Annotated in this window: 22 protein-coding genes; 20 read left to right on the top strand and 2 right to left on the bottom strand. The window is 63.8% G+C overall.

Features of this window, described 5'->3' with window-relative positions; all coding sequences use genetic code 11:
• The first annotated feature begins 551 nt into the window (after nucleotides 1–551).
• From flhD to cheZ, 14 genes are all read left to right on the top strand, one after another.
• Nucleotides 552–869 carry a flagellar transcriptional regulator FlhD gene (gene flhD / locus NG898_RS22310; RefSeq protein WP_004627783.1) on the top strand — a complete coding sequence of 106 codons (318 nt, stop codon included), beginning with the start codon at nucleotides 552–554 and terminating at the stop codon, nucleotides 867–869.
• Nucleotides 870–945: 76 nt separating this feature from the next.
• A complete protein-coding gene (gene flhC / locus NG898_RS22305) occupies nucleotides 946–1,506 on the top strand; it encodes a flagellar transcriptional regulator FlhC (protein WP_092972206.1) in 561 nt (186 codons plus the stop codon).
• A gap of 528 nt (nucleotides 1,507–2,034) precedes the next feature.
• Nucleotides 2,035–2,895 (top strand): flagellar motor stator protein MotA, encoded by an 861-nt coding sequence (gene motA, locus NG898_RS22300; RefSeq protein WP_021192846.1) that lies wholly within the window; start codon nucleotides 2,035–2,037, stop codon nucleotides 2,893–2,895.
• Between the two features lie 197 nt (nucleotides 2,896–3,092).
• Nucleotides 3,093–4,040, top strand: a complete 948-nt coding sequence (gene motB / locus NG898_RS22295; protein WP_252694471.1) for a flagellar motor protein MotB — start codon at nucleotides 3,093–3,095, stop codon at nucleotides 4,038–4,040.
• Between the two features lie 25 nt (nucleotides 4,041–4,065).
• Nucleotides 4,066–4,479, top strand: coding sequence for a response regulator (locus tag NG898_RS22290; RefSeq protein ID WP_092972205.1), 414 nt, complete (start codon nucleotides 4,066–4,068; stop codon nucleotides 4,477–4,479).
• Nucleotides 4,480–4,497: 18 nt separating this feature from the next.
• A complete protein-coding gene (gene cheA, locus NG898_RS22285; RefSeq protein WP_252694470.1) occupies nucleotides 4,498–6,672 on the top strand; it encodes a chemotaxis protein CheA in 2,175 nt (724 codons plus the stop codon).
• Between the two features lie 79 nt (nucleotides 6,673–6,751).
• Entirely contained in the window at nucleotides 6,752–7,243 is a 492-nt protein-coding gene (locus NG898_RS22280; protein WP_092972203.1) for a chemotaxis protein CheW, read from the top strand.
• 124 nt (nucleotides 7,244–7,367) lie between these two features.
• On the top strand, nucleotides 7,368–9,212 hold the full coding sequence (locus NG898_RS22275) for a methyl-accepting chemotaxis protein (RefSeq protein ID WP_252694469.1): 1,845 nt from the start codon (nucleotides 7,368–7,370) through the stop codon (nucleotides 9,210–9,212).
• A 226-nt stretch (nucleotides 9,213–9,438) separates the two neighbouring features.
• Entirely contained in the window at nucleotides 9,439–11,337 is a 1,899-nt protein-coding gene (locus NG898_RS22270; RefSeq protein ID WP_252694468.1) for a methyl-accepting chemotaxis protein, read from the top strand.
• Nucleotides 11,338–11,440: 103 nt separating this feature from the next.
• Nucleotides 11,441–12,322 carry a CheR family methyltransferase gene (locus NG898_RS22265; protein WP_024978415.1) on the top strand — a complete coding sequence of 294 codons (882 nt, stop codon included), beginning with the start codon at nucleotides 11,441–11,443 and terminating at the stop codon, nucleotides 12,320–12,322.
• Between the two features lie 89 nt (nucleotides 12,323–12,411).
• Nucleotides 12,412–13,029, top strand: coding sequence for a chemoreceptor glutamine deamidase CheD (gene cheD, locus NG898_RS22260; RefSeq protein WP_175537135.1), 618 nt, complete (start codon nucleotides 12,412–12,414; stop codon nucleotides 13,027–13,029).
• Between the two features lie 24 nt (nucleotides 13,030–13,053).
• Entirely contained in the window at nucleotides 13,054–14,181 is a 1,128-nt protein-coding gene (locus NG898_RS22255; RefSeq protein ID WP_252694467.1) for a protein-glutamate methylesterase/protein-glutamine glutaminase, read from the top strand.
• Between the two features lie 149 nt (nucleotides 14,182–14,330).
• Entirely contained in the window at nucleotides 14,331–14,732 is a 402-nt protein-coding gene (gene cheY, locus NG898_RS22250; RefSeq protein WP_004627759.1) for a chemotaxis response regulator CheY, read from the top strand.
• On the top strand, nucleotides 14,732–15,400 hold the full coding sequence (gene cheZ / locus NG898_RS22245; protein ID WP_092972198.1) for a protein phosphatase CheZ: 669 nt from the start codon (nucleotides 14,732–14,734) through the stop codon (nucleotides 15,398–15,400). Before cheY ends, cheZ begins: the two co-directional genes overlap by 1 nt.
• A gap of 75 nt (nucleotides 15,401–15,475) precedes the next feature.
• On the opposite strand, the gene NG898_RS22240 is transcribed toward cheZ, so the two are convergent.
• Both NG898_RS22240 and NG898_RS22235 read right to left on the bottom strand, forming a co-directional pair.
• Nucleotides 15,476–16,516 (bottom strand): FAD:protein FMN transferase, encoded by a 1,041-nt coding sequence (locus NG898_RS22240; protein WP_252694466.1) that lies wholly within the window; start codon nucleotides 16,514–16,516, stop codon nucleotides 15,476–15,478.
• A 4-nt stretch (nucleotides 16,517–16,520) separates the two neighbouring features.
• Nucleotides 16,521–16,943, bottom strand: a complete 423-nt coding sequence (locus NG898_RS22235) for a c-type cytochrome (RefSeq protein WP_252694465.1) — start codon at nucleotides 16,941–16,943, stop codon at nucleotides 16,521–16,523.
• A gap of 237 nt (nucleotides 16,944–17,180) precedes the next feature.
• Between NG898_RS22235 and nosZ the strand changes: the two genes are divergently transcribed.
• The 6 genes from nosZ to NG898_RS22205 are packed head-to-tail and all read left to right on the top strand — an operon-like array spanning nucleotide 17,181 to nucleotide 25,390.
• The gene (nosZ, locus tag NG898_RS22230; RefSeq protein WP_252694464.1) at nucleotides 17,181–19,130 is read left to right on the top strand and encodes a TAT-dependent nitrous-oxide reductase; all 1,950 of its coding nucleotides are present in this window, start codon (nucleotides 17,181–17,183) and stop codon (nucleotides 19,128–19,130) included.
• A 58-nt stretch (nucleotides 19,131–19,188) separates the two neighbouring features.
• Nucleotides 19,189–21,807: a NosR/NirI family protein gene (locus NG898_RS22225; protein WP_252694463.1), complete on the top strand. Its 2,619-nt coding sequence runs from the start codon at nucleotides 19,189–19,191 to the stop codon at nucleotides 21,805–21,807.
• Nucleotides 21,804–23,108: a nitrous oxide reductase family maturation protein NosD gene (locus NG898_RS22220; protein WP_252694462.1), complete on the top strand. Its 1,305-nt coding sequence runs from the start codon at nucleotides 21,804–21,806 to the stop codon at nucleotides 23,106–23,108. Before NG898_RS22225 ends, NG898_RS22220 begins: the two co-directional genes overlap by 4 nt.
• On the top strand, nucleotides 23,086–24,042 hold the full coding sequence (locus NG898_RS22215) for an ABC transporter ATP-binding protein (protein ID WP_252694461.1): 957 nt from the start codon (nucleotides 23,086–23,088) through the stop codon (nucleotides 24,040–24,042). The genes NG898_RS22220 and NG898_RS22215 overlap by 23 nt, the downstream gene beginning before the upstream one ends.
• The gene (locus tag NG898_RS22210; protein WP_252694460.1) at nucleotides 24,039–24,863 is read left to right on the top strand and encodes an ABC transporter permease; all 825 of its coding nucleotides are present in this window, start codon (nucleotides 24,039–24,041) and stop codon (nucleotides 24,861–24,863) included. The genes NG898_RS22215 and NG898_RS22210 overlap by 4 nt, the downstream gene beginning before the upstream one ends.
• On the top strand, nucleotides 24,860–25,390 hold the full coding sequence (locus NG898_RS22205; protein WP_252694459.1) for a nitrous oxide reductase accessory protein NosL: 531 nt from the start codon (nucleotides 24,860–24,862) through the stop codon (nucleotides 25,388–25,390). The genes NG898_RS22210 and NG898_RS22205 overlap by 4 nt, the downstream gene beginning before the upstream one ends.

Here is a 25,390-nt window from a genome sequence, read left to right as displayed (position 1 = left end):
AACTGTCCTACACGGCGTGTAGGAGTGGGTCAGAAGTGTCCTACAAGCGGTTAACCCGGCATCCGATGCTCACAGTCGCAGAAGTGCGACGTCTTCTTTGTCGATTTCTGACAACTTTAGGCAATTTAATTGCTATCTTTCGCCGTTCATTGGGGTAAATACGTGTCAAACACCCGCTTTAGCGCATCGTCCACCCAGGGCTGTTGCGTCGGCAAAGGCTTCATTTGCAACGTTTATTAACAGATTTGTAGGAAAATTGCCTACAAGAGAACGGACTACCTCACCCCTCCGACGTAGGGGTCCCCCCTTCTTTACTTACCCCGGACGTAAACCCACAATGTGTTCAACAGAAAACAACTTCGCCATGTCTTTAGCGACGTGAGTAAGAAGGAGCAGGAAGTGCCGGCAACGGCGCCGACTGCAGGAACATCCGATCTGTGGGGATTGGTGAACCGCCCGGCGAGGGTAGGCGCAAAAAAATAGCGCCAACCGGACATCACCATGCGAGATCGGATGCAGGTTGTACTTTTACTGCACACGACGGGACATACATGGACACGCAAGACATTGTTTCCGAGATCAGCGAACTGAATCTCACCTACTTGATGCTTGCCCAGCAGATGCTGGCCAAGGATCGGGATGCCGCACTGTTTCGCCTCGGCATCTCTGAAGAACTGGCTGACATCCTGCTGACGATGTCGCCCGCGCAGATCGTCAAGCTGGCCAGCACTAACATGATGCTGTGCCGCTTCCGCTTCGACGATCACGCCATCCTGGGTCTGGTGACCCAGCCGCACCGTGACAAGGGCCTGCAGCAATCGCAAATGTCGATCCTGCTGGCACGTCAGGCGGTTGAGCAGATCAGCTGAGCCATTTGCGGCGGCCTTTTCGCCGGGTTCAGAGATTGCACTTTGGATGAGTAGCAAGCGTAGCGGGAGCAGTGCCATGCGTCACACCAGCGTCATGAACGAAGTTCAGCAGATCCACCTCGCAGCGGAATTGATTTCGCTCGGTGCGCGCCTGCAATTGCTGGAACAAGAAACCACGCTCAGTCGTGAGCGGCTGGTCAAGCTGTACAAGGAAATCCGTGGGGAATCGCCGCCCAAGGGCATGCTGCCCTTCTCGGCAGACTGGTTCCTGACGTGGTCGCCGAACATCCATTCGTCGATCTTCCTGAACATCTATCGTTTTCTGGGCGAGAACAGCCGCAGCACTGGTGTGCGCCGCCTGATCTCGGCCTACAAGCTGTACCAGGAACATATTCACGTCCACGAACAGGAAGAGGTGCTCTCGATCACCCGCGCGTGGATGATGCTCAAGTTCTTCGAGGGGAAGATGCTGCACACCGTGAAGTGCAAGCGCTGCACCGGCCATTTTGTGGCCCACGCAGACGACCTGCACCACGATTTTGTGTGCGGTGTGTGCCAGCCGCCGTCACGCGCAGGAAAGAAAAAGCGCGTCGCTGCTCCGGTTGATGCGATCGCAGAAAAGACGGTCGACGCCTGATAACGGCATTGCAGGAATACGGGAACACGGGACTTGCAGAACCGCCGGGGGATGGACAAAAAGGGCGGACGGGAAATACGGGTAGCAGTACGGGAAATACGGGAATAGCCGGCCAGATCGGCACATAACAATACAAAGAACAAAAGAGCAAGGAACACAGAGCAGGAAAAGCACAGGGGCTCAGGCAGGACAAAAGGGGAAGGGGGTAGGCCGGTCGCAGGCAACTGCGGACCGGCATTTTTTTGCCGCCGCGCGTAAAAAGAAGAAGGAAGAAGGGCGAAAAGTAGGGGCGGAAAGCGATTTCCGTCCCTTTTTCTTTGGATCGGCCTAGGGGGAAGCCCTCTTTGGGCCAGGTGGTGCTCAAGCCGCCCGTTTTGTTGCCGTTCTTGATGGAGAAGGGCGCGGCGGCTGGGTTTTCCAAGCGCCGCGCAGCAGCAAAACCAGGCGCTCAAGCCTTCAGTTAACCGGGGGGATGCCGTTATTCCCTCTTGTATTGATCGAAGGATCGCCCATTCAGGAGTTCGCCCCGTGTTAGTTGCCATCGGTTACATCGTGATTCTCGCGTCGGTGTTCGGCGGCTACATGCTGGCCGGAGGACACCTCGGGCCCTTGTTTCAGCCGACCGAACTGCTGATTATCTTCGGCGCCGGCATTGGCGCCTTCGTGGTCGGCAACGACAAAAAGGCCATCAACGCCACCGTCAAGGCGTTGCCCGGCCTGTTCAAGGGTTCGAAGTACACCAAGGCCCTCTATATGGAAGTGATGGCGCTGCTGTACGTGGTGCTGTCCAAGATCCGCCGCGAAGGGATGATGTCGATCGAAGCCGACATCGAATCCCCGCACGAAAGCGCGCTGTTCGCCAATTACCCCGCCATCCAGGCAGATCACCATGCGCTGGACTTCATTTGCGACTACCTGCGCCTGATGGTGGGCGGCAACCTGAATCCGTTCCAGATCGAAGCGCTGATGGACCAGGAAATCGACACCCACCACCACGAAGCCGAACAACCCGCTCGCATCATCACCAAAGTTGGCGACGCCATGCCGGCCTTCGGCATCGTGGCCGCCGTGATGGGCGTGGTGCACACCATGGGCTCGGTCGGCCTGCCGCCGGCAGAGCTGGGCAAGCTGATCGCCTCGGCGCTGGTCGGTACGTTCCTCGGCATTTTGCTGGCGTACGGCTTCATCGGGCCGCTGGGTTCGCTGCTGGAGCAGCGCGCCGAAGAATCGACCAAGTTGTTCCAGTGCATCAAGGTGACGCTGCTGGCCAGCATGAACGGCTACGCCCCGGCCATCGCCGTGGAATTCGGCCGCAAGGTGCTGTTCTCGACCGAGCGCCCGTCCTTTGCCGAGCTGGAAGACCACGTCCGTGGCGCCAAGACAGCCTGAACCCACTCATGATCCTACTGCGCGCCCCGATCTTGGCCCTGCGATGCTCACCGTACCCGTGTACGGCTGCGCTTCTCGCGCCAACCTCGGGCCTGCTCGCTACGGATCCTGAGCGGGTTCAAAACGATATTTACGACCACAAGAGCACAGCCAACGAGCTGCGCCACTAACCACACAGTACAAACCGGGAGCGGACCATGAGCAAGTCCAGCACGCCGACCTTCATTGTCATTCGGCGCAACAAGAAAGGCGGACACGGCCACCACGGTGGCGCGTGGAAGATCGCCTACGCCGATTTCGTGACCGCCATGATGGCGTTCTTCCTGCTGATGTGGCTGCTCAGCTCGGTCACCAAGGCCGAGCTGTCGTCGGTCGAAACGTATTTCCGCACGCCGCTGAAAGTGGCGCTGTTCGGTGGCGCCGGTTCGGGCGACCAGTCCAGCATCCTGCAGGGCAGCCCGTCCGTTAAGCAGAGCATGCCGCAGCCGAACCCGAGCCCCAGCCCGACGGTGCAGCGCCAGCGCAACATCCGCGATGAGTCGGACGATGCGGCGCTGAACAAGCTCAAGCAGAAGATTGCGGAGATGGTCGAGACGAACCCGGTGATGAGCCAGTTCAAGCACCAGTTGCTGATCGACATGACCACCGAAGGCCTGCGCATCCAGATCGTCGACCAGCAGAACCGCCCGATGTTCGCCAACGCCAGCGCCGAGGTGCAGCCGTACATGCGCACCATCCTGCGCGAGCTGGGCTCGGCGCTGAACGACGTGCCCAACCCGATCAGCCTGTCCGGCCACACCGACGCCACGCAGTACGCCACGCAGCACGGCTACAGCAACTGGGAACTCTCGGCCGACCGCGCCAACGCATCGCGACGCGAGCTGGTGGCCGGCGGCATGAAGCCCGAGAAGGTCAGCCGCGTGGTCGGCCTGGAAGCCTCGGTGCCGCTGGATAAGACGAATGTGTACAACCCGATCAACCGCCGCATCAGCATCGTCGTGCTCAACGCGCGCGCTGCCGAGGCCGTGCGCTCGGGTGGGGTCGAGCCGGTGGCCGACCTGCGCAACGACGGCAAAGACACGCTGACCGACGCCGCTGCACGTGCCACAGGTGTGGCGGATGCGGTGAGCGCGGCCAAGCCATAAAGAGCGCCGAGGGGAGAAACAGTCAATGAGCGAGAAACACATCCTGGTGGTGGACGACTCAACATCGATCCGCCGCATGATTGCAGCGTGCCTGCGCGAGTGCGGCTTTGCCGTGACGGAAGCCGGCGACGGCACCGCCGCGCTGGAAGCCGCGCGCACGCTTGCGCAGGGCAGCCACCACCTTGTGATTACCGACCAGGTGATGCCGTCGATGGACGGCCTGACCCTCATTCGTGCGCTGCGCACGCTGCCGGCCTACGCCGACACCCCGATCCTCATGCTGACCACCGAGGCTGACAGCACGATTCGCGACCAGGCACGCGCTGCCGGCGCGACGGGCTTCCTGCCCAAGCCGTTCGACCCGGACGGGCTGACGGATTCGGTGATGCAGTTGCTCGAATGGCACGCGCAGACCCATGGGTCTGCATCGACGCATTAAACGACCGAGACGACAGATATGAACCTCGACCTTAGCCAGTTTTTCGGCGCCTTCTTCGAAGAGGCGGAAGAGCTGCTCGTCGACATGGAGCGGCTGCTGCTCAACCTCGATGTCGCCAACCCTTCTTCTGACGATCTGAACGCCATCTTCCGCTGCGCGCACTCCATCAAGGGTGGTGCTGCGACTTTCGGTTTCACGCACATGACGGAACTCACGCATGTGGCGGAATCGATTCTGGACCGCGCTCGCACCGGTACCCTGCAGCTGCGCGAAAACATGGTGGATGCCTTCCTGGAAACGAAAGACGTGTTGAAAAGCCAACTTGATGCCTATCGGCAAGAGCACCCAATCGATACGGCCACGCTCGAATACATGGTGGCCAAGCTCAACAGCCTGACCGCCGAGGATGGCGCCCCCGTTGCTGCCGCGCCGCCGGCTGCGGCACCCGTGGTGACGCCCGAACCGGTGGTTGCACCTGAACCGGAACCGGTGGTGGTCGAAGCGCCTGCGGCCGACGCCGTGGGCGACATCGAAGGCGGCCTGGACATCAAACTCATCAACGTCTCGAACGAAGACTGCGAGCTGATCGTTACCGAGCTCAAGCATCTGGGCACCGTGCTGCGCCACGTGCGCACCGGCCGCAACAGCGACATCGTGCTGCAGACCACCTGCACCGCCGACGACATCATCGCGGTGAGCTGCTTCATCATCGATGCGGATCAGATCGTCATCACGCCGCACGTGGGTGGCGCGGCGCCGGCCCTGACCGAAGCCAGTGCGCCGGTTGTTGCTGCACCGACGCCCGCAGCCGCGCAGACGGAAGTGCACGCCCCCGCTGCCAACGAAGCTGCGCCGGCTCAGGCGGTCGCCGCTGCGGCCGCCCCGGCGCTGGCACGCCCGGCCGCTGCTGACCACAAGCCAGCCGTGGCCGCCGAAACGTCGATCCGCGTGGGCGTGGAAAAGGTCGACCAGCTCATCAACCTGGTAGGCGAACTCGTCATCACGCAGGCCATGCTGGCGCAAACCGCGCAGGCCTTCGACCCGGTACTCAACGAGCGCCTGTTTGCCGGCCTGTCGCAGCTCACGCGTAATGCGCGCGACCTGCAAGAGGCCGCCATGTCCATCCGCATGATGCCGATGGATTACGTGTTCAACCGCTTCCCACGCCTGGTGCGCGACCTGGCGCACAAGCTGGGTAAGCAGGTCGAACTGTCGACGTTCGGCAAGTCGACCGAACTGGACAAGGGCCTGATCGAACGGATCATCGATCCGCTCACGCACCTGGTGCGCAACAGCCTTGACCACGGTATCGAACTGCCCGAAGCCCGCGTGGCCGCCGGCAAGGACGCCACCGGCCAGCTGCTGCTTTCCGCTGCCCACCAGGGCGGCAACATCGTTATCGAAGTGAGCGACGACGGTCAGGGCCTGAACCGCGACAAGATTCTCAAGAAGGCGCGCGAGCGCGGTCTGCCCGTGTCGGACAACATGACCGACGACGAGATCAACCAGCTCATCTTCGCGCCGGGCTTCTCCACGGCCGACCAGGTGACGGACGTGTCCGGCCGCGGCGTCGGCATGGACGTGGTCAAGCAGAACATCCAGTCGATGGGTGGCTACGTCGAAATCCAGTCGCAGAAGGGCAAGGGCACCACGATCCGCATCGTGCTGCCGCTTACGCTGGCGATTCTGGACGGCATGTCGGTCAAGACTGGCGAAGAGGTGTTCATCCTCCCGCTGTCGTGCGTGGCTGAATCGCTGCAACCGCGTCCGGAAGACATCAAGGCTGTGCCGGGCGGCGGTCGCCTGCTCAAGGTGCGCAACGAATACCTGACGCTGGTGCCGATGTACGAACGCTTCCGCATCACGCCGTCGCTGCCCGATCCGTCGGAAGGCATCGTCGTGATCCTGGATTCGGAAGGCAAGAAGATTGCGCTGCAGATCGACGAGCTGGTCGGCCAGCAACAGGTGGTGGTCAAGAACCTCGAGACCAACTACCGCCGCGTGCCCGGCATTTCGGGCGCGACCATCCTGGGTGACGGCAGCGTGGCACTGATCGTCGACGTATCGGCATTGATGCGCGAGACGCGCGCGGGCCATTCAGAAAACGGGATGCGTGCCGTTACTGCCGAAAAGCACGAGGTGGGCGCAGCACAGGGTGGTCGTTTCTCGACCGAGGCGATGGCCGCGGCATAAGCGTTCACGCCCGGGCAGGGTGGGATCCACCACCACAACGAATTCAATCTAGTGGCCCAACGGGCCGAGGGGAGCCGCAATGGAAGTCAAGGAACACGCGATCGGCGAAGACACCGGCGGGGAGGAGTACCTGGCCTTCACGCTGGGTCAAGAAGAGTACGGCATCGACATCCTGAAGGTGCAGGAGATCCGCGGCTACGAGACCGTCACGCGCATTGCCAATGCACCCGATTTCATCAAGGGCGTGATCAACCTGCGCGGCATCATCGTCCCGATCGTTGATCTGCGCATCAAGTTCCAGCTCGATCGCGTCGAGTACAACCAGTACACCGTCGTCATCATCCTGAACCTGATGGACCGTGTGGTCGGCATCGTGGTGGATGGCGTGTCGGACGTGCTGACGCTGCAAAGCCAGCAGATCAAGCCGGCGCCGGAGTTCTCGGGCGCGCTGGACACGGAATACATCCGTGGCCTGGGTTCGATCGACGAGCGCATGCTGATCCTGGTGGACATCGAGCGCCTGCTGATGTCGGCCGACATGGCACTGTGCGACGAAGCGGAAGCCGCCTGATCGCGACATGAATCCGGCTGGGGGCACGGCGTACGTGTCCACAGCAATTGAGGCCGGGCCGAAGGGGCCCGGCGGGCGACAAGACACCGTAACAATTGGTGCGGCGCCGTTAGGGGAGGGAAGCATGTTCAGCAAAATGACCATCCGGCTCCGTTTGGGGCTGATGATGGCGGGCATTGGTGTGCTCGCCGTTATCGTGGGCGTGACGGGCCTGATCGGCATGCGACACGCCAACACCCGCGTGCAGGACGGCTATGCCGTGCAACTGGCGGGTACCGTGGCATTGGCCGAATCCGATTCCAACCTCCTGAGCTTCCGCATCGTGCTCGATCGCGCAGCCATGGCGCCCAACGCGCCCGGCATGGAAAAGACGATCGAGCGCGCCAAGATGTTCCTCGACAAGTCCGACGCCGCCTGGAAGCGCTACCGCGCGCTGCCCACCACGGCAGATGAACGCAAGCTGGCCGACGAGGCCCAGGGCCTGCGCGACATCTTCCTGCGTGACGGCGCGCAGGTGTTGATGCAAGCCGTGCAAGCGCACGACGAAGCGCGCATCAACAAGACGGTCATGGACGTCATGCCCGCGCTGTATCGCCCCCTGGGCGACAAGGTCACGGCACTCAACCGCCTGCAGATGGACGCGGCCAAAGCCGGCTACGAAGCCAGCCAGGCCGAGCACCACAATCTCACCGCGCTCACCGCCGGCCTGCTGCTGGGCGGCATTCTGATGGGCGGGCTCCTGACGTGGGCACTTCGCCGCTCGATCACAGTGCCGCTGATGCGCGCCATTGAGCAGGCCGAGCACATCACGCAGGGCGACCTCACGCACACCATTCAGGTGGACCGCGCCGACGAAACCGGCCGCCTCCTGCAGGCACTGCAACGCATGCAGGAAAGCCTGCAGAAGATGGTGGGGCAGGTGCGTTCGGGCTCCGACTCGATTGCCAGCGCGACGCAGCAGATTGCCGCCGGCAATGCCGACCTTTCGCAACGCACGGAGCAGCAGGCTTCGGCGCTGGAAGAAACCGCGTCGAGCGTGGAAGAGCTGACGAGCATCGTGCGCCAGAACGCCGACAACGCGCGTCAGGCCAGCACGCTGGCGGGCAACGCCTCGGACATCGCCGTCAAGGGTGGTGAAGTGGTGGGCCGCGTGGTGGACACCATGGCCGGCATCAACGACAGCAGCAAGAAGATCGCCGACATCATCGGCGTGATCGAAGGCATTGCCTTCCAGACCAACATCCTCGCCCTGAATGCCGCAGTGGAAGCTGCCCGCGCAGGCGAGCAGGGCCGCGGCTTTGCCGTGGTGGCGGGCGAGGTGCGCAGCCTGGCGCAACGCTCGGCCACGGCGGCCAAGGAGATCAAGGAACTCATCAGCGATTCGGTTGGCCGTGTTGAAAACGGCTCCACGCTGGTGGCGGAAGCGGGCAGCGTGATCGACGAGGTGGTCGTTGCCGTGAAGCGCGTGACTGACATCATGGGCGAAATCAGCTCGGCGTCGGACGAACAAAGCGCGGGCATCGAGCAGATCAACCAGGCCGTCACGCAGATGGACGAAGGTACGCAGCAGAACGCCGCGCTGGTGGAGCAAGCCGCTGCCGCCGCCATGTCCCTGCAGGAGCAGGCCGGCGGGCTGCGTCAGGCTGTGGCGGTGTTCCGGACGCCAGGCGCTGCACAGGCAAACGCAGTGCCTACGGTGCCGGTGGCCGCACGCGTGCCTGCCAGGCCGGCGCCCAAAGCCAAGGCCGTGCCGCACCGTGCAGCCAAGCCGAAGGCGGCAGCACGCACCACCCCTGAACCCACCGCGAAGACCGCCGCTGCAACCGCAGCCCCGGCCTCCGCCAAAGAACAACAACGCGAGCGCACCGCCGCCGCTGCCGTGACCAAAGCGGCTGCGTCAGCGCCCAAGTTGCCCGTACCCAAGCTCGTTGCCGCAGGCGGCGACGATAGCGACTGGGAGACCTTTTGACCATGTATGCACGGGATCTTCGCTGCTCGCGAAAGCTCTCTCGTGTGTGTTTGTGGTGTGCAGCCTGCCCTCCGGGGCAGGTTTTTTTTTGCCTGGGCTAATGCCTGCTGAAGCCGGGGTGACCCCCCTCTGAAGTGGCATGACCCCATGGCGGTTCTAAAGAGCCGTCCCCCGCAGGCCGATAGCGGTTAGGGGGCATATAAAAAAACAGGAAGAGGTAGACAACATGGGTTGGATCAAGCGTTTGCCGGTGTCCACGGTACTCACCGGTGGTTTCCTGATCGTGGCTGCCATGGGTGCGGCCATTGGCGGGTTGGGCATCTACACGATCACGCAGTTGACCAAAGCGAGCGAAGAGCTGGCGCAAAAGCAGATGCGCGCCATCACGCAGATGGGCAGCGCGGCCAACAGCCTGGCGCATGCCAGCCGTGCGCAGACGGCGCTGCTGATTGCCACCACGCTCACCGAGCGCAAGACGCTCAGTACGCAGATTGCCGACAGCATGCAGCACCTGAAAGACGGTGTGGAGAACGTGCGCCCGCTGTTCACCTCGGACGAAGGCAAGAAGATGATCCGCGAAGTCGATGCGATCTACCCTGTCTGGGGCAAGCGCATGACCGACTTCGTGGCGTTGATGGACAAGCAGGGCCTGGACCCGACCCAGTTCGACAGCCGCGTCACGGCTGAAAATGTCGGCCTGCTGGACGACACCGCTGCGTTTGAAAAGACGCTCGACAAGATGGTCAAGCGGGTGGAGGAAGTCTCCGCCGCATCCACCGTCAAAGCCCGTGACGACGCACACCGCTCGCGTCTTGTGATGATGGTGATGGCCTGCGCGGGTGCGCTGCTCGGCATCGTGCTGGGTCTGGTCATTGCCCGCAGGCTGTCGCGCCAGCTGGGTGGCGAGCCCTCGTACGCCGCCGAGATTGCCCGCCGCATTGCCGCCGGCGACCTGGCCGTGCACGTGCAGACCCGCCCCGGCGACCATGACAGCATGCTCGTCGCCATGGCGCAGATGCAGCAGCAACTGACCGGCACGATCACCAATATCAAGAGTTCGGCTGACTCCATCGCCAGCGCCACCAAGCAGATCGCTGCCGGCAATGCCGACCTGTCACAGCGCACGGAAGAGCAGGCATCGTCGCTGGAGGAGACCGCCTCCAGCATGGAAGAACTCACCAGCATCGTGAAGCAGAACGCGGACAACGCGCGCCAGGCCAGCCAACTGGCGGGCAGCGCGTCGGACATTGCCGTCAAGGGCGGTGAAGTGGTAGGCCGCGTGGTGGAAACCATGGCCGGCATCAACGCCAGCAGCAAGAAGATCGCCGACATCATCGGCGTGATCGAGGGCATTGCCTTCCAGACCAACATCCTGGCGCTGAATGCCGCAGTGGAAGCTGCCCGCGCAGGCGAGCAGGGCCGCGGCTTTGCCGTGGTGGCGGGCGAGGTGCGCAGCCTGGCGCAACGCTCGGCCACGGCGGCCAAGGAGATCAAGGAGCTGATCGGCGATTCGGTGGGCCGTGTGCGCAACGGATCGGCCCTGGTGGCTGAAGCTGGCTCGGTAATCGAAGAGGTGGTGGTGGCCGTGCGCCGGGTGACCGACATCATGGGCGAGATTTCCGCCGCGTCGGACGAGCAAAGCTCCGGTATCGAACAGGTCAACCAGGCCGTGAACCAGATGGACGAGGTCACGCAGCAGAACGCCGCGCTGGTGGAGCAGGCCGCCGCTGCCGCCCTGTCGCTGGAAGAGCAGGCGCAACTGCTGCGCAATGCCGTGGCGACGTTCCGCACCGATGCTTCGGCCGAGCTGGCCGTGGCGCCGCCGCCTGCTGTTTCGGCACCGGCTGTCCGCAGCGAAGTCCGCCCGGAAAAGGCCGAAGTGGTGCCTTCCGTGGCGCGCGCCTTGGCGTCGCGTAAAGCTGCCAAGCCGGCCGTGTCCCCGGAGGCTGCCCCGGAGCAGGCTCCCGCTGTCGCGCAAGCAGAAAAAGCGCCTCTGGAGGCACATGCGGCGGTTGCACCGCTGGCTGCCGTCGTGGCTGCGGCAGCCGTTTCCGAGGCCGTGGCCGCCCCGACCCTCAAGCTGGCCTCGGGTTCTGCCGATGAAGATGATTGGAGCACCTTCTGACGCCAGCCTCGCCAACAGCAAACTTGGCGCGGCCTGCGGTAACGGTGCCCGCCAACGACTGAAAGCGGGCATCAAGACTCGCCAAACACGGGGTTAGTTATCCATGGCAGCACAAAACTTGGCGCCAGTTTCACCGACGCTCGCGTCGCGCGAGTTTTCATTCACCGCCGAAGATTTCGGCCGCATCCGCGACCTGATCTACCGCCGCGTCGGTATTTCGCTGTCCGATCGCAAGAGTGAAATGGTCTACAGCCGCTTGGCCCGCCGCCTGCGCGTGGTCAACCTCGGCTCGTTCCGCGATTACCTGGATGCGCTGGAAAAAGGCCACCTGCCTGATGAGTGGGAAGCCTTTACCAACGCCCTGACCACCAACCTGACCGCGTTCTTCCGCGAGCAGCATCACTTCCCCATCCTGCACGAGCACGCCAAGGCCAAGCGCACGCCGTTCACCGTGTGGTGCTCGGCATCGTCGACGGGCGAAGAGCCATACTCGATCGCCATCACGCTGGCCGAAGCCTTTGGTTCGATGTCGCCCAGCCAGGTGAGCGTGGTTGCCTCTGATGTGGATACCAACGCGCTGGCCCGTGCGCGTGCCGGCATTTATCCGATGGAGCGGGTCGCGGCCCTGTCGCCCGAGCGCCTGAAGAAGTATTTTCTGCGCGGCACCGGCAAGCAGGAGGGCTACGCCCGCGTGCGGCCCGAGCTGCAGGCCATGATCGACTTCCGCCAGATCAACCTGCTCGACCGCGATTGGCCGCTGCAGCAGAAATTCGACGTGATCTTCTGCCGCAACGTGATGATCTACTTCGACAAGCCCACGCAGGCCAAGATTCTTGAGCACTTCATCGACGTGATGAAACCCGATGGCCTGCTGTTTGCCGGCCATTCGGAGAGCTTTCTGCAGGTCACCAAGGCGTGGTCGCTGCGCGGCAAGACCGTGTACGAAATCGCGCCCGAACTGCGGGCCAAGATGGGGGCACGATGATCGAATTCGGCAAACGCGCGACGCCGCAATCGGCCACGGACACCGTGCGAAGCGATAGCGGCATGAACAGCGGCATGAGCGCTGGCGCCATGGCCACGCTCGCGCAATCGGCCGCCAGCACCCACGCGTACTACGACACCACCTTCGGCCGCCGCGCCATGAAAGTGCTGCCCGGCGAGTATTCCGTCACCACCGAAGACCTGATGCTGGTCACGGTGCTCGGCTCGTGCGTCTCCGCTTGCGTGCGCGACAAGACCCTCGGCATTGGCGGCATGAACCACTTCATGCTGCCTTCGCGCAACGAGGGGGAATCGATCCTCTCGCCCTCCATGCGCTACGGCACGCACGCCATGGAAGTGCTGCTCAACCAGCTCTACAAGGCAGGCGCCAAGCGCGAGCGCCTTGAGATCAAGGTATTTGGCGGCGCGGCCGTGCTGGCCGGCATGAGCACGCTTGACGTGGGCGAGCGCAACGGCAAGTTCGTCCTCGAATTCCTGCGCAACGAAGGCCTGACGGTGGCCGCCAAAGATCTCTTTGACGTGCACCCGCGCAAGGTGTATTTCGTACCGTCCACCGGCCAGATCATGGTGCGCAAGCTGCGCTCCCAGAACTCGGCGGCCGAGCTGGACAGCGAGGCGCAATACGCCAGCAAGCTGTCGAAGTCCATCACGACGAAGCCAGCCTCGCGCCTGCAACTCTTCACCTAATCCCTGAAAACTTGCTCCCCGAACATGAACGACAAACGCAAGATTCAGGTGCTGTGCATCGACGATTCCGCACTGATCCGCAGCATCCTGAAGGAGATCATCAACAGCCAGCCGGACATGGAAGTGGTGGGTGTGGCGCCCGATCCGATCATCGCGCGCGACCTCATCAAGCAGACCAATCCGGACGTGCTCACGCTGGACGTCGAAATGCCGAAGATGGACGGCCTCGACTTCCTGGAAAAGCTCATGCGCCTGCGCCCGACGCCGGTGGTCATGATCTCTTCGCTGACCGAGCGCGGTTCTGAAGCTACGCTGCGCGCACTGGAGCTGGGCGCGGTGGATTTTGTCGCCAAGCCCAAGCTGGGCATGCGCGACGGCATGAACGAATACGCCGATCAGATTGCCGACAAGATCCGCGCGGCGGCCCGGGCAAAGCTGCGTCCGCGCGCTGCCGCTCCGGTTGCGGTGGCGGGCTCGGCAACCGCACCGGCACCCGGCGCACACGTTCGCGCGGAGCACGCACCGGCAACCCCGGCGCCTGCGCGTACCCATTTCTCGTCGACGGAAAAGCTCATCATCGTGGGCGCTTCCACCGGCGGCACCGAGGCCATCAAGGATTTCCTGCTGGAAATGCCACCCGATTGCCCCGGCATCCTGATCGTGCAGCACATGCCGGCGGGTTTCACCACGTCGTTCGCCAAGCGGCTGGACGGCCTGTGCCGCATCCGCGTGAAAGAAGCCGCGCACGGCGAGCGTGTGCTGCCCGGCCACGCCTACATTGCCCCGGGCGACATGCACCTGTCGCTGGGCCGCAGCGGCGCCAACTATGTCACTGAGCTGGATCAGGGCCCGCCGGTCAACCGACATCGCCCTGCGGTGGATGTGCTGTTCCGCTCCGCCGCGCGCAACGCCGGGGCCAACGCCCTGGGCGTCATCCTCACCGGCATGGGCAAGGATGGCGCGGTCGGCATGCTGGAAATGCGCAACGCGGGTGCCTACAACGTCGCCCAGGACGAGGCGTCGTGCGTGGTCTACGGCATGCCCAAGGAAGCCGTGGCCCACGGCGGCGTGCATGAAGTCCTGCCGCTGTCGCAGATCGGCCCGCATGTGCTGGCCAAGCTGTCGGCCCATGGCCGCGTGACGCGGGTTTAACGCTGCACTTTGCGGGTACATTGGTTGCGGGGCGCAGCAGTCAGGCGCCCCAAACTATTCCAGCGCTCAAGAATCGGCCCCAGGCGCCGATAAGATTGCCAAGGAAGCCCGAAACCCCCCAATTCAGTTAGTTTGCGGAGATTGTGTCCATGGACAAGAGCCAGTACCGATTCCTCGTCGTCGACGATTTCCCGACGATGCGCCGGATCGTGCGTAACCTGCTCAAGGAACTCGGTTTTGCCAACGTCGACGAGGCCGAAGACGGCGCCGCCGGCCTGGCCAAGGTCAAGGAAGGCCGGTTCGATTTCGTGATCTCGGACTGGAACATGCCGAACATGGATGGCCTGCAGATGCTGCAGAGCATCCGTGCTGACGCCAACACCGCCATCAGCAAGCTGCCGGTGCTGATGGTGACGGCCGAGGCCAAGAAGGAAAACATCATCGCCGCCGCCCAGGCAGGTGCTAACGGCTACGTGGTCAAGCCCTTCACGGCTGCCACGCTGGACGAAAAGCTGGGCAAGATTTTCGAGAAGCTCGAAAAGGGGGCGTAATGAGCGAGATGCACGATGGCGCCCAGGCTCCTGCCGCAGAAGGCGCAGACCACGGTGACATGCCGGAAATGCTCCAGCGCATCGGCCACCTCACTCGCATGCTGCGCGAAAGCATGCGCGAGCTGGGCCTGGACAAGGGCGTGGAGAAGGCCGCATCGGCCATTCCCGACGCGCGCGACCGCCTGAACTACATCGCCAACATGACCGAGCAGGCGGCCACTCGCGTGCTCAACGCCATCGACGCGGCGCGGCCTGTGCAAGATGCGCTGGAGTCCGACGCAGAGGCGCTGGTCAATCGCTGGCAGTCGTGGATGGACCGCCAACTGGGCGACGAAGAGATTCGTGCACTCGTCGGCCAGACCAACGGCTTCCTGCGCAGCGTTCCGGAAAAGACCCGCGACACGAACCAGCAGCTCATGGAAATCCTGATGGCTCAGGACTTCCAGGACTTGACCGGCCAGGTGATCAAGAAGGTGCTGGACGTGGTTCAGCTGATCGAAAGCCAGCTCGTGGGCATCCTGCTCGACAACGCGCCGGAACACCTGCGCGTGGAAGCCGCGCAGGTTGCGACAACGCTGCTCAACGGCCCGCAGATCAATCCGGATCATCCGGACGTGGTTGCGAACCAGGAACAGGTCGACGACCTGTTGGAAAGCCTCGGGTTCTGAACCCGCATTGCCGGGCCCTCGCAGCCGCGAGGGCCGGCACGTCTTCTGCCGAACCCCGAGCGGGCGGCATCAACGTCAACTGCTTGCAGAGAACTGCCGCAAGCGCGTTGCCATTCCGGCCGACATCCAAGGCCGATCTCCAGAGCCCCCGATCAGCGCATCCACCCGCGAGAGCACCGGTGCAAGCATCCGTTGCCCGGCGGCGTGGCCTGCGGCCATGATCGCCGCGCCAAGGCCGTTGACGTCGTCTACGTCGCGAGCGATCAGGGTCACGCCATGCGGCCCATTCGAAGGTAGACCCGTTTGTGGATAGAGCACGTGATGGAACCGCTGACCGTTGCGCATGAAGTAACGCTCGTAGTCTCCGGATGACGCCACAACCCCGTCGCTGAGGCCGACGACGCCCAGCAGCCGCTCCGGCGCAAGTGGATCGCGCAGGCCGATGCGCCATGCATGTCCTTGCAGCATTCCGCTGGCCACCACATCACCGCCACCGTTGATCATGGCGTCGCGTATGCCGTGTTCCCGTAGCACGCGTATGCCTGCCTGCAGGATGGGCAGCTTGGCAATGCCACCCAGATCCAGCTTCATGCCTTGGCGCCGCAAGTAAGCGCTGCCGTTGTGCTCGTCCACAACCACGTCCCGATAGTTGACGAAGCGCCGCTCACGCGCCAACTCCGTGGGGCTCGGGATGCGGCCGTGCTCGGGCTCAAAGTTCCAGCCCGAGTACGCGCCGACGGTGATATCGAAGGCCCCGCGGCTTTGCTCCGCGACCTGTCTGGCGCGCTTGAGCACCATCATGACTTCAGGCGCCACCGGTACAGGGTTCCGCCCCGCGGCGCGTGCCAGTGCGCTGACCTGGCTGTCGGGCCGGTAGCGGCTCATCAAGCATTCGAGCCGCGCCATCTCCGCAAAGGCAGCGGAGATGGCGGCAGCGGCGGCGCCCGGTGTCGCGCCTTGCGCAACGATATCGACTTGCGTGCCGAGCAAGCGCGTGGATGCACGCTCGACCAAAGGGTCTGCCAGCGCGGGCCGTACGAACATGCCGACTGCCAGCAGCGGCACCCCGGCCAGGCAGCGCCGCCGGGCTAGGTTGGAAGGAGGCAGGGGATGCATGGCATTACTGCGACTTCGCCACCATGTAGTCAACCGCAGCCTTGATGGCATCGTCGGGCAAGGTCGATCCGCCGCGGGCGGGCATGGATCCCTTGCTGCCGTTGAACCCCTCCAGCGCGTGCTTGTAAAGGGTGTCCTTGCCTTGCGCGATGCGCGGGCCCCAGTCGGCCTTGTCACCGGGCTTTGGCGCCCCGGCCACCCCTGCGGCGTGGCACATCGAGCAGACGTTGCCGAACGTGCGCTTGCCCAGCACATTCTCTGGCTCCGCCGCTGCGGCAACCGTCGCTGCAGCAGGGGGTGTACTGGTTTGCGCCGGTGCGGGTGCCGCAGCGGCGGAAGCCGACGGCGCGGCGGGTTCCTTCTGACCGCACGCTGCAAGAACGGCAGCGCAAATCAGCATCAGGCCTAGGGTGGTTTTCGTGCGCATGGAAATCTCCTTGAGTCGGCGCGGGTTCCGAAATGAACACGAATCGCATTCTGTACGCTCCCTTCCCATAAAGATGTATAAAAAATGCGTTTTTCAAGAATCTGTGACGAAAGTCAATTGCTTCGGCTGCCTGCACCCTGAAGATGCCACTTGCCGAGAAGGTCAGAGCGCAGATGTGAGCCGGCATCTTTCCGCCCGGCTTTGTGAAAACCGATAGAGGAATCGATACAGGGATCGATGATGACCAAGCACCAACAATCGCCATCCACACAGCAGGAAGAAGCGCTGAGCGTAGCGGGGCGGCGTCGCTTCATGAACAGCGCAGCGCTCGCCGGGTTGGCAACGGTGGTGGCATGCACAGACAAGGGCACGCCCGCTGCAGCACCCGCCGCATCTGCCAGTGCGCCCGCAGCCGCGGCCGCCGGGGAACACGTCATTGCGGGCTTGCATCCGAAGCCGGGTGAACTCGACACCTATTACGGCCTGTGGAGCGGCGGACATACCGGCGACATGCGCGTCATGGGCATGCCCTCGGGCCGCGAGATCCACCGCATTCCGATGTTCGTGCCGGATGCACTGGTTGGCTGGGGCATCACGAACGAATCGAAGAAGGTGATGGGCACCAAGCCCGACGGCAGTCTGAAGTACACGGTGGGCGATACCCACCACGTGCATGCCTCGTACAAGGATGGCAATTACGACGGCCGCTATGCGTGGATCAACGACAAGATCAATTCGCGCCTGGGGCGTGTGCGGCTCGACTATTTCATCTGCGACAAGATCACCGAACTGCCCAACGTGCAGGGCTTCCACGGCATCTTCCCGGACAAGCGCGACCCGCTCGACCCGAAGATCAACTACACGACGCGCGTGTTCTGCGGCGGCGAGTTTGCGATCCCGCTACCGAACACCGCAGGCATCGACGACCCGTCCAAGTACCGCTCGCTGTTCACCTGCGTAGATGCCGAAAGCATGGAGGTGCGCTGGCAGGTGCAGATCGACGGCAATTGCGATCTCGTCGCAACGTCGTACGACGGCAAGCTGGCCGCAACCAACCAGTACAACACCGAGATGGGCGTGCACTACGAAGACATGATGTCTGCCGAGCGCGACGCCTGCCTGTTCTTCAACATTGCGCGCATTGAAGCGGCGGTCAAGGCCGGCAAGTTCAAGACCATCGGCGACTCCAAGGTGCCAGTGGTGGACGGCACGCACGCGGCCAACCAGGATCCCAAGACGGCGCTGACCGCCTATGTGTCGGTGCCGAAGAATCCGCACGGCGTCAATGCCAGCCCAGACCAGAAGTACTTCATCTGTGCCGGCAAGCTCTCGCCCACCGGTACGGTGATCGAGCTGTCCCGCGTGCTGGACTGGTTCGACGGCAAGCTCGCCAAGATTGACGACGCCATCGTGGCGGAGGTGGAACTTGGGCTCGGGCCGTTGCATACGGCGTTCGACGGGCGCGGCAACGCATACACGACGCTGTTCCTCGACAGCCAGATCGTGAAGTGGAACATCGATGCCGCGATCAAGTTCCACAACGGTGACAAGAACGCGAAGTACGTGGTCGACCGCCTTGACGTGCACTACCAGCCGGGCCACCTGAACGCATCGCAATCCGAAACGGTGGCTGCCGATGGCAAATTCCTTGCCGTGGGCTGCAAGTTCTCCAAGGACCGCTTCCTGCCCGTTGGCCCACTGCACCCGGAAAACGAACAGTTCATCGACATCTCGGGCGAGAAGATGGTGCTGCTGCAGGACCACCCGATCCGCAGCGAGCCGCACGACTTCATCATCTTCAAGCGCGAGCTGCTTCACCCGAAGCAGGTCTACTCGCTGGACGATTTCCCGCTTGCCACCAAGGATCCGAAGCAATCCGGCGTGGTGCGCAATGGCAAGAAGGTGACGGTGCGCCTGACGTCGCAGGCACCGGCGTACAGCCTGCGGGAGTTCAAGCTGAAGAAGGGCGACGAGGTCACGCTGATCCTCACCAACCTCGACAAGGTCGAGGACTTGACGCACGGCTTCGCCATTCCGAAATACAACATCAACTTCATCGTCAACCCGCAGGAAACCGCATCGGTCACGTTCATTGCCGATAAGCCCGGCGTGTTCTGGTGCTACTGCACGCATTTCTGCCATGCACTGCACCTTGAAATGCGCAGCCGCATGATTGTTGAGGCCTGATCCCGAGGGCAAGCGCGCGTGCCCGGGTGCGGGCCCGCGCGCCCCGACGAACTCCAAGATGCCATCCCCAAAACAAGGGTTCGCGGCGTGGGTCGCTGCGTTCCTCCTGATGCTGTTCATGGGCGTGCAGCCGGCGCAAGCTGGTCGCGGCGCCTATGAAGCCGAGTTGCCTGCCAACCTGGCCGAGGCCAAGGACCTGTGCTCGCTTGTACCGTGCGCCGACGTGTTTCCCGGCGCGGTGCGTTTCTCCGAACGGATGGGGCAACCACCGTATGTAGAAGCGTACGGCGCAGCGCAAGGCGGCAAGGCGCCCCTGCTGGGCTACGTGATGTTGTCCACCGACATCACGGACATTCCCGCCTATTCAGGCAAGCCCGTCGTGACGCTCATCGGCATGGACCGGCAAGGCCGCTATGTCGGCGTCAAGGTCCTGAAACACTCCGAGCCGATCCTGCTGCTCGGGATTCCCGAGTCTGCGCTGCTGAACTTCAACAAGCAGTACATCGGCAAGTCGGTCAAGGACAAGATCGAAGTCGGCCAGTCGCGGCCTGACGAAGGTGTGCTGGGCGTCGATGCGATCTCGGGCGCCACCGTGACCGTGATTGCGCAGAACCAGGTGCTGGCGACAGCCACGTCTTCGGTGGCGCGGCAAGTCGGCATTCTTGCACCCACGCGCCACGAGCCCGCGCGCTATGCGCAGACCGGCCAGCGCGCTGCCTGGGCGGAGCTGGTCAAGCAGGGCAGCGTGCAGCGCTTGCTGATCCGGCCTGAGCAGCTTGGTCTGGAACGCGCGCCGGAACCGTTCATTGAACTGTGGTTTGGTGATCTCAATCATCCGGACCTGGGTGCGAGCCTGCTCAGCCAGTCCGCGTGGAACGATCTGCACGCGCAGCTCAAGCCGAACGAGCATGCAATCTTCGTCATCCGCAGCGCGGGCGCCGCGTCGTTCAAAGGGTCGGGCTTCGTGCGCGGCGGCATCTATGACCGCATCCAGATCAAGCAAGGCGCGGAGTCCTTCACCTTCCGCGATTCGGACTACCTGAACCTCTATGGCCTGGCAGCCCCAGGCGCGCCGGCCTACACCGAGTCGGCCATCTTCGTGGTGCGCTCGCCAGCGTTCTCGGCGGCATATCCGTGGAAGCTGTCCTTCCTGGGCAACCGTGTCGATCGGGCCACCGGCACGCGCAGCTTCGTCACGTTCGATGCCCCGTACTGGATGCCCGAAGCGCTGCTGCAGGGCGGCCACCCGCATATCGACGAGCCGGAGGCACCCTGGCGGCGGGTCTGGCGTACGCGCGCGCCGCAGATCGCGCTGTTCATCGCGCTGCTCGTTTCGGTGGGCGTGGTGTACGCGCTGCGCGAGCGCCTGACGCGTCGCTCCACGCACAAGAACAAATGGCCGGTGAATGCCTTCAAGTACACCGCGTGGGCACTGAGCATCGGCTTCGTGGGCTTCGGTGCGATGGCGCAGCCGTCGATCACGCAAGTGCTGACCTGGTTCCACTCGCTGCTGTTCCAGTGGACGTGGTCGTTGTTCCTGACCGATCCGTTCATCTTCTGCTTCTGGATCTTCATCATCCTGACGGTGTTCCTGTTTGGGCGGGGGCTGTTTTGCGGATGGCTGTGCCCGTTCGGCTCGCTGTCGGAAGCGCTGTACAAGATTGGCGGAAGGCTCGGCCTCAAGCGCTGGCAGCGTCATCTGCCGCGTGCCTGGCACGACAAGCTCAAGTGGCTCAAGTACGCCATCTTCTTCGGTCTGCTGACGGTGTCGGTGTTCTCGATGGGGCTGGCAGAGAAGCTTGCCGAGGTGGAACCGTTCAAGACGACATTCCTTGTCGGCATCAGCCACCGCGCGTGGCCCTACGGCCTGTTTGTCTGCACGCTGCTCGGGATCTCGTTGTTTGTGGAGCGCCCGTACTGCAAGTACATCTGCCCGCTGGGCGCCGCGCTTGCCATGCCGAGCACCTTCCGCTGGTTTGGCCTGCGCCGCAAGCAGGACTGCAACAGTTGCAAGGCGTGCGCCGTGGGTTGCGGCTCATTGGCGATCGACGCGGATGGCCGCATCGATCACCGCGAATGCCTGCACTGCCTCGACTGCATGGTGCTGTACACCGACGTCAAGGGATGCCCGCCGCTGGCCAAGGAGCGCAAGCGCCGCGAGCGCGACGGGCTGGAGATCACCCCCATCGGCAAGGACGGCTACTTCATTCCCATCCAGCCGGTGCCGATGAGCCCGCGCGTGGCACAAGGCCCCGACCCGCGCATGCCGACCGATCGCATGGTGCCGCCCGGGCTCGAAGGCGCGCGTGGCCTGCGCTGGCTGATGCTGGAAGTGCGCGATCACCTGTGGCCGTGGAGCAGCAAGGGCTGGGCCTCTGCGCGCGGCCTGCAGATCGCGGGCGCTTCGCTTGCGCTGGCGGCAAGCGTGGCGTGGGTCCTGGCCGCGATGGGCCAGCTGTCGTCGGGCGCCGTCATCGCATGGTGGTTCGGCTGGAGCGTGTATGAGGTGCTGATCCGCCTGGCAGGACGACGCTACGTCAAGGACGGCCCGTGGTGGCATGCCAACTATCGGCGGGCAACCGTCATGGACATGCTGAGCTACGTCGGCTTCAAGAACCTGCTGATCGGTGCCGCCTTGTTCCTGGCCCTGAAGGCGCTGGGGTGGCTGCAGGTATGAGGTGGCTGCCGGTGTTGCTCGTCGTCTGCGGCTGGCTTGCGGTTGCCCAGGGCGCTCGGTGCGCCCAGGCATTCGCGGGGGCAACGGTGCGCGTGGCGGCAGGGCAGTCGCTGCAGGCGGCCATCGACGCTGCACATCCGCGCGACGTGCTCGAGATCGAGCGCGGCATGTACACCGGCAACCTCGTCATCAACAAGCCTCTGACGCTGCGCGGCCTCGATCGCCCGACGCTCAGTGGCGGCCAGCGCGGCGACACGATCCGCATCAGCGCACCGGACGTCGTCATCGAGGGCCTGATCGTTCGTGATTCGGGCGACAGCCTGAAAGACCAGAACGCAGGCATCAACATCCTGCCCGGCGCGCATCGGGCCGTGGTGCGCCAGTGTGAGCTGACCTACAACCTGTTTGGCTTGTGGATCGAGAAAGCCAACGACGTGCGCATCGAGGCCAACACCATCACCGGCAAGCGCGACTACAACTCTGCGCAGCGCGGCAACGGCGTGGAGCTTTACAACACGCAAGGCGCACGCATCATCGGCAACAACATCAGCTTCGTGCGCGATGCGCTTTACGTGGACGTATCGCATCACGCCGTGTTCAAAGGCAACCGGCTTCACCACAGCCGCTATGGCACGCACTACATGAACTCCTACTACAACCTGTGGGAGGACAACGACAGTTATGCCAACCGGGGCGGCCTCGCCTTGATGGAAGTGCGCGACCAGATCGTGCGCAACAACCGCACCTGGGGCAATGCGGACCACGGGATCATGCTGCGCACGCTGCAGGATTCAGTGGTGGAGAACAACGTGGTGGCCGACAACGATCGCGGCTTCTTCATCTACGACGTTGAATACACGCAACTGCGCGGCAACCTCATCGTCGGCAACCAGGTGGGCGTGCACCTGTCGGCGGGTTCCACACGCAACGTGGTCCAAGGCAACGACTTCATCGGCAACCGCGAGCAAGTCCGCTACGTGGGCGCGCGTGACGAGGCGTGGGGTGCCCGTACGGCGGCCGAGCGCAGGCAGGGCAACTTCTGGAGCGACTACCTCGGCTGGGACCGCGACGGCGATGGCATTGGCGATTTGCCTTACGAGGCCAACGACGTCGTAGACCGGCTGATCTGGCGCCACCCCAGCGTGCAACTGCTGCTGGCGAGCCCGGCGGTGCAGGCACTCAGGTTCGTCAGCCGGCAGTTTCCGATCCTGCGTGTGCCGAGCGTGGTCGACGCCTATCCGCGCATGCAACCCGCGAACCCCCATTGGAGCACCTGGCGTGACAGATCCCTTTCACGTTGACGAGACTGCCGCCATTTCACTGCGCGGCGTCAGCAAACACTATGGCGCCGTGCGCGCCGTCGACGGTGTTGACCTGGACGTCGGCTACGGCGAGCTGTTCGGCCTGATCGGGCACAACGGTGCCGGCAAGAGCACGCTCTTCAAGATGATGCTGGGGCTGATTCCCGCAACCACCGGCAGCATCCGCGTGGCCGGCGCATCGGTGCGCGGCGCCGCGTTCCGGGCGGCCCGACGGCAGATCGGTTATCTGCCCGAAAACCTCGTCCTGTACGACAACCTGAGCGGGCTGGAGACCTTGCGGTTTTTCGCCCGGCTCAAGGGCGCACCGGCGGCCGATTGCGCGCCGCTGCTTGCCCGCGTGGGGCTTGCGGGTGCGGCCGACAAACCGGTGCGTGCCTACTCCAAGGGGATGCGGCAACGCCTCGGATTTGCGCAGGCGCTGTTGGGTACGCCACGCGTTCTTTTCCTCGATGAGCCGACGAATGGTCTGGACCCGGCGGCCATTCACGACTTTTACGCCACGCTGCAAGGATTGCGCGAGCAGGGCGTCACGATCCTGATCACGTCGCACATCCTGGCCGAGCTGCAGCAGCGCATCGACCGCCTTGCCATTCTGGCCGACGGCCGCGTCCTTGCACTTGGCAGTGTCGCTGCACTGCGCGCACGCGCCGATCTGCCCCTGACGCTGGCCGTGCGGGTCGAGGCCGGCGCGCGCAGCGCACTGTGGGCGCAACTCTCGCCCTTGTGCGCACACGGCGCAGAGGTCGTCGACGGGCAGGCCGAGCACGAGATGCTGCTGCGCTGCAGCCGCTCGCTCAAGATGGACGCCCTTCAGGCACTGCAGCCGCTGGGCGGGCGCCTGCTGGATCTGCAGATCCACGAACCGTCGCTCGAAGACGTGTTCTTCGGCCTCAGGCAAACGGAGGCCGCATGATCGGCATCGAATATCGGCAGGTGGCTGCCGTCGCCGCCAAGGAACTACGCGATCGTCTGCGCAACCGGTGGGTGCTTGCGGTGGCCGTCGTGTTTGCGGTGTTCTCGCTCGTGATCAGCTACTTTGGCGGCGCCGAGCAGGGCACGCTCGGCCCACGCTCCATCGAGTTCGTCATCACCAGCCTGGTCAGCCTCGTCATCTACCTGATCCCGCTGATTGCCCTGTTGCTCGGGTTCGATGCGGTTGTCGGCGAGCGCGAGCGCGGCTCGCTTGATCTGCTGCTGGCACTGCCACTCACACGCGTGGAACTGCTGCTGGGCAAGTACCTCGGGCTTGCTGCGGCGCTCACGCTGTCCACGCTGGGCGGGTTCGCGCTGATGGCGGTGCTCCTGTGGCACCAGTTCGGCGGGGCGGGGCTGTATCAGGCGGCCGGCTTCGTGCTGAGTTCAGTGCTGCTTGGGCTTGTCTTTCTGAGCCTGGCGCTGTGCGTTTCCGTCATCAGCCGTGAACGCACGCGGGCTTCAGGCGCCGCCATCGCGCTGTGGTTTGGCTTCGTGCTGGTGTTCGACCTGTTGCTGCTCGGCCTGTTGGTGGCCACCGGCGGCAGCTTTGGCGGCCAGGCGCTGGCGTATCTGCTGTTGCTCAACCCCACCGACATTTTCCGCATCCTCAACGTGTTTTCGCTGGACCAGCTGCGCGGCCTGCATGGCCTCGTCAGCATCGTGCCGCCTGCCCTGGGCAACCCGTGGGCAATGGGCGGGGCGATGCTGGCGTGGATTGCCGCGCCGCTGGCGCTGGCCGCCTGGAGATTCCGCACATGAACCCGGATCGTCGCCGCCTGCTGGTGGCTGCCCTGGCCGGATCGGCCACCCTCGTCGGCCTGGCTGCCTGTGGCCGGCAGGCCGAAGCCACCCTTGTCCCCGCTGAAGCCGACGCGGCCACCACCTGCGACCTGGACGGCATGCTGGTGGCGGAGTATCCCGGGCCCAAGGCGCAGCTCTATTACCAGGGCGACGCAACGCCGCACTGGTGCTGCGATACGGTGGAAATGTTCAACACGCTGCTCAAGCCGGAGCGGGCGCGGCCGATCCGGGCGGCGCTTGTGCAGGACATGGGCCAGGCCGACTGGGACCATCCTCGTGGCCACTGGTTTGATGCCAGGACCGGCTATTACGTGTTCGGCAGCCGGCGCCGCGGCTCGATGGGGCCGACGGTCGCCAGCTTCCGGCTGGAAGCCGATGCCCGCGCGTTCATGGCACGCGACGGCGGCAAGCTGCTGCGCTACGCCGAAGTGACGCCCGACATGGTCGACCTCAGCGGCGGCGCGCTGCACGACGGGCGCATGTAG

The organism is Ralstonia mojiangensis, from assembly GCF_023955645.1.
Taxonomy (GTDB): Bacteria; Pseudomonadota; Gammaproteobacteria; order Burkholderiales; family Burkholderiaceae; genus Ralstonia; species Ralstonia mojiangensis.
The sequence above is the reverse complement of the archived record's forward strand: the minus strand, read 5'-3'. Positions and strand labels throughout refer to the sequence as shown.

Bases quoted from the DNA above. Each gene is read 5' to 3' on its own strand.
- flhD (WP_004627783.1), top strand. From the start codon at position 552: ATGGACACGCAAGACATTGTTTCCGAGATCAGCGAACTGAATCTCACC.
- flhC (WP_092972206.1), top strand. From the start codon at position 946: ATGCGTCACACCAGCGTCATGAACGAAGTTCAGCAGATCCACCTCGCA.
- motB (WP_252694471.1), top strand. From the start codon at position 3,093: ATGAGCAAGTCCAGCACGCCGACCTTCATTGTCATTCGGCGCAACAAG.
- NG898_RS22290 (WP_092972205.1), top strand. From the start codon at position 4,066: ATGAGCGAGAAACACATCCTGGTGGTGGACGACTCAACATCGATCCGC.
- cheA (WP_252694470.1), top strand. From the start codon at position 4,498: ATGAACCTCGACCTTAGCCAGTTTTTCGGCGCCTTCTTCGAAGAGGCG.
- NG898_RS22280 (WP_092972203.1), top strand. From the start codon at position 6,752: ATGGAAGTCAAGGAACACGCGATCGGCGAAGACACCGGCGGGGAGGAG.
- NG898_RS22275 (WP_252694469.1), top strand. From the start codon at position 7,368: ATGTTCAGCAAAATGACCATCCGGCTCCGTTTGGGGCTGATGATGGCG.
- NG898_RS22270 (WP_252694468.1), top strand. From the start codon at position 9,439: ATGGGTTGGATCAAGCGTTTGCCGGTGTCCACGGTACTCACCGGTGGT.
- NG898_RS22265 (WP_024978415.1), top strand. From the start codon at position 11,441: ATGGCAGCACAAAACTTGGCGCCAGTTTCACCGACGCTCGCGTCGCGC.
- cheD (WP_175537135.1), top strand. From the start codon at position 12,412: ATGGCCACGCTCGCGCAATCGGCCGCCAGCACCCACGCGTACTACGAC.
- NG898_RS22255 (WP_252694467.1), top strand. From the start codon at position 13,054: ATGAACGACAAACGCAAGATTCAGGTGCTGTGCATCGACGATTCCGCA.
- cheY (WP_004627759.1), top strand. From the start codon at position 14,331: ATGGACAAGAGCCAGTACCGATTCCTCGTCGTCGACGATTTCCCGACG.
- cheZ (WP_092972198.1), top strand. From the start codon at position 14,732: ATGAGCGAGATGCACGATGGCGCCCAGGCTCCTGCCGCAGAAGGCGCA.
- NG898_RS22240 (WP_252694466.1), bottom strand. From the start codon at position 16,516: ATGCATCCCCTGCCTCCTTCCAACCTAGCCCGGCGGCGCTGCCTGGCC.
- NG898_RS22235 (WP_252694465.1), bottom strand. From the start codon at position 16,943: ATGCGCACGAAAACCACCCTAGGCCTGATGCTGATTTGCGCTGCCGTT.
- nosZ (WP_252694464.1), top strand. From the start codon at position 17,181: ATGATGACCAAGCACCAACAATCGCCATCCACACAGCAGGAAGAAGCG.
- NG898_RS22225 (WP_252694463.1), top strand. From the start codon at position 19,189: ATGCCATCCCCAAAACAAGGGTTCGCGGCGTGGGTCGCTGCGTTCCTC.
- NG898_RS22220 (WP_252694462.1), top strand. From the start codon at position 21,804: ATGAGGTGGCTGCCGGTGTTGCTCGTCGTCTGCGGCTGGCTTGCGGTT.
- NG898_RS22210 (WP_252694460.1), top strand. From the start codon at position 24,039: ATGATCGGCATCGAATATCGGCAGGTGGCTGCCGTCGCCGCCAAGGAA.
- NG898_RS22205 (WP_252694459.1), top strand. From the start codon at position 24,860: ATGAACCCGGATCGTCGCCGCCTGCTGGTGGCTGCCCTGGCCGGATCG.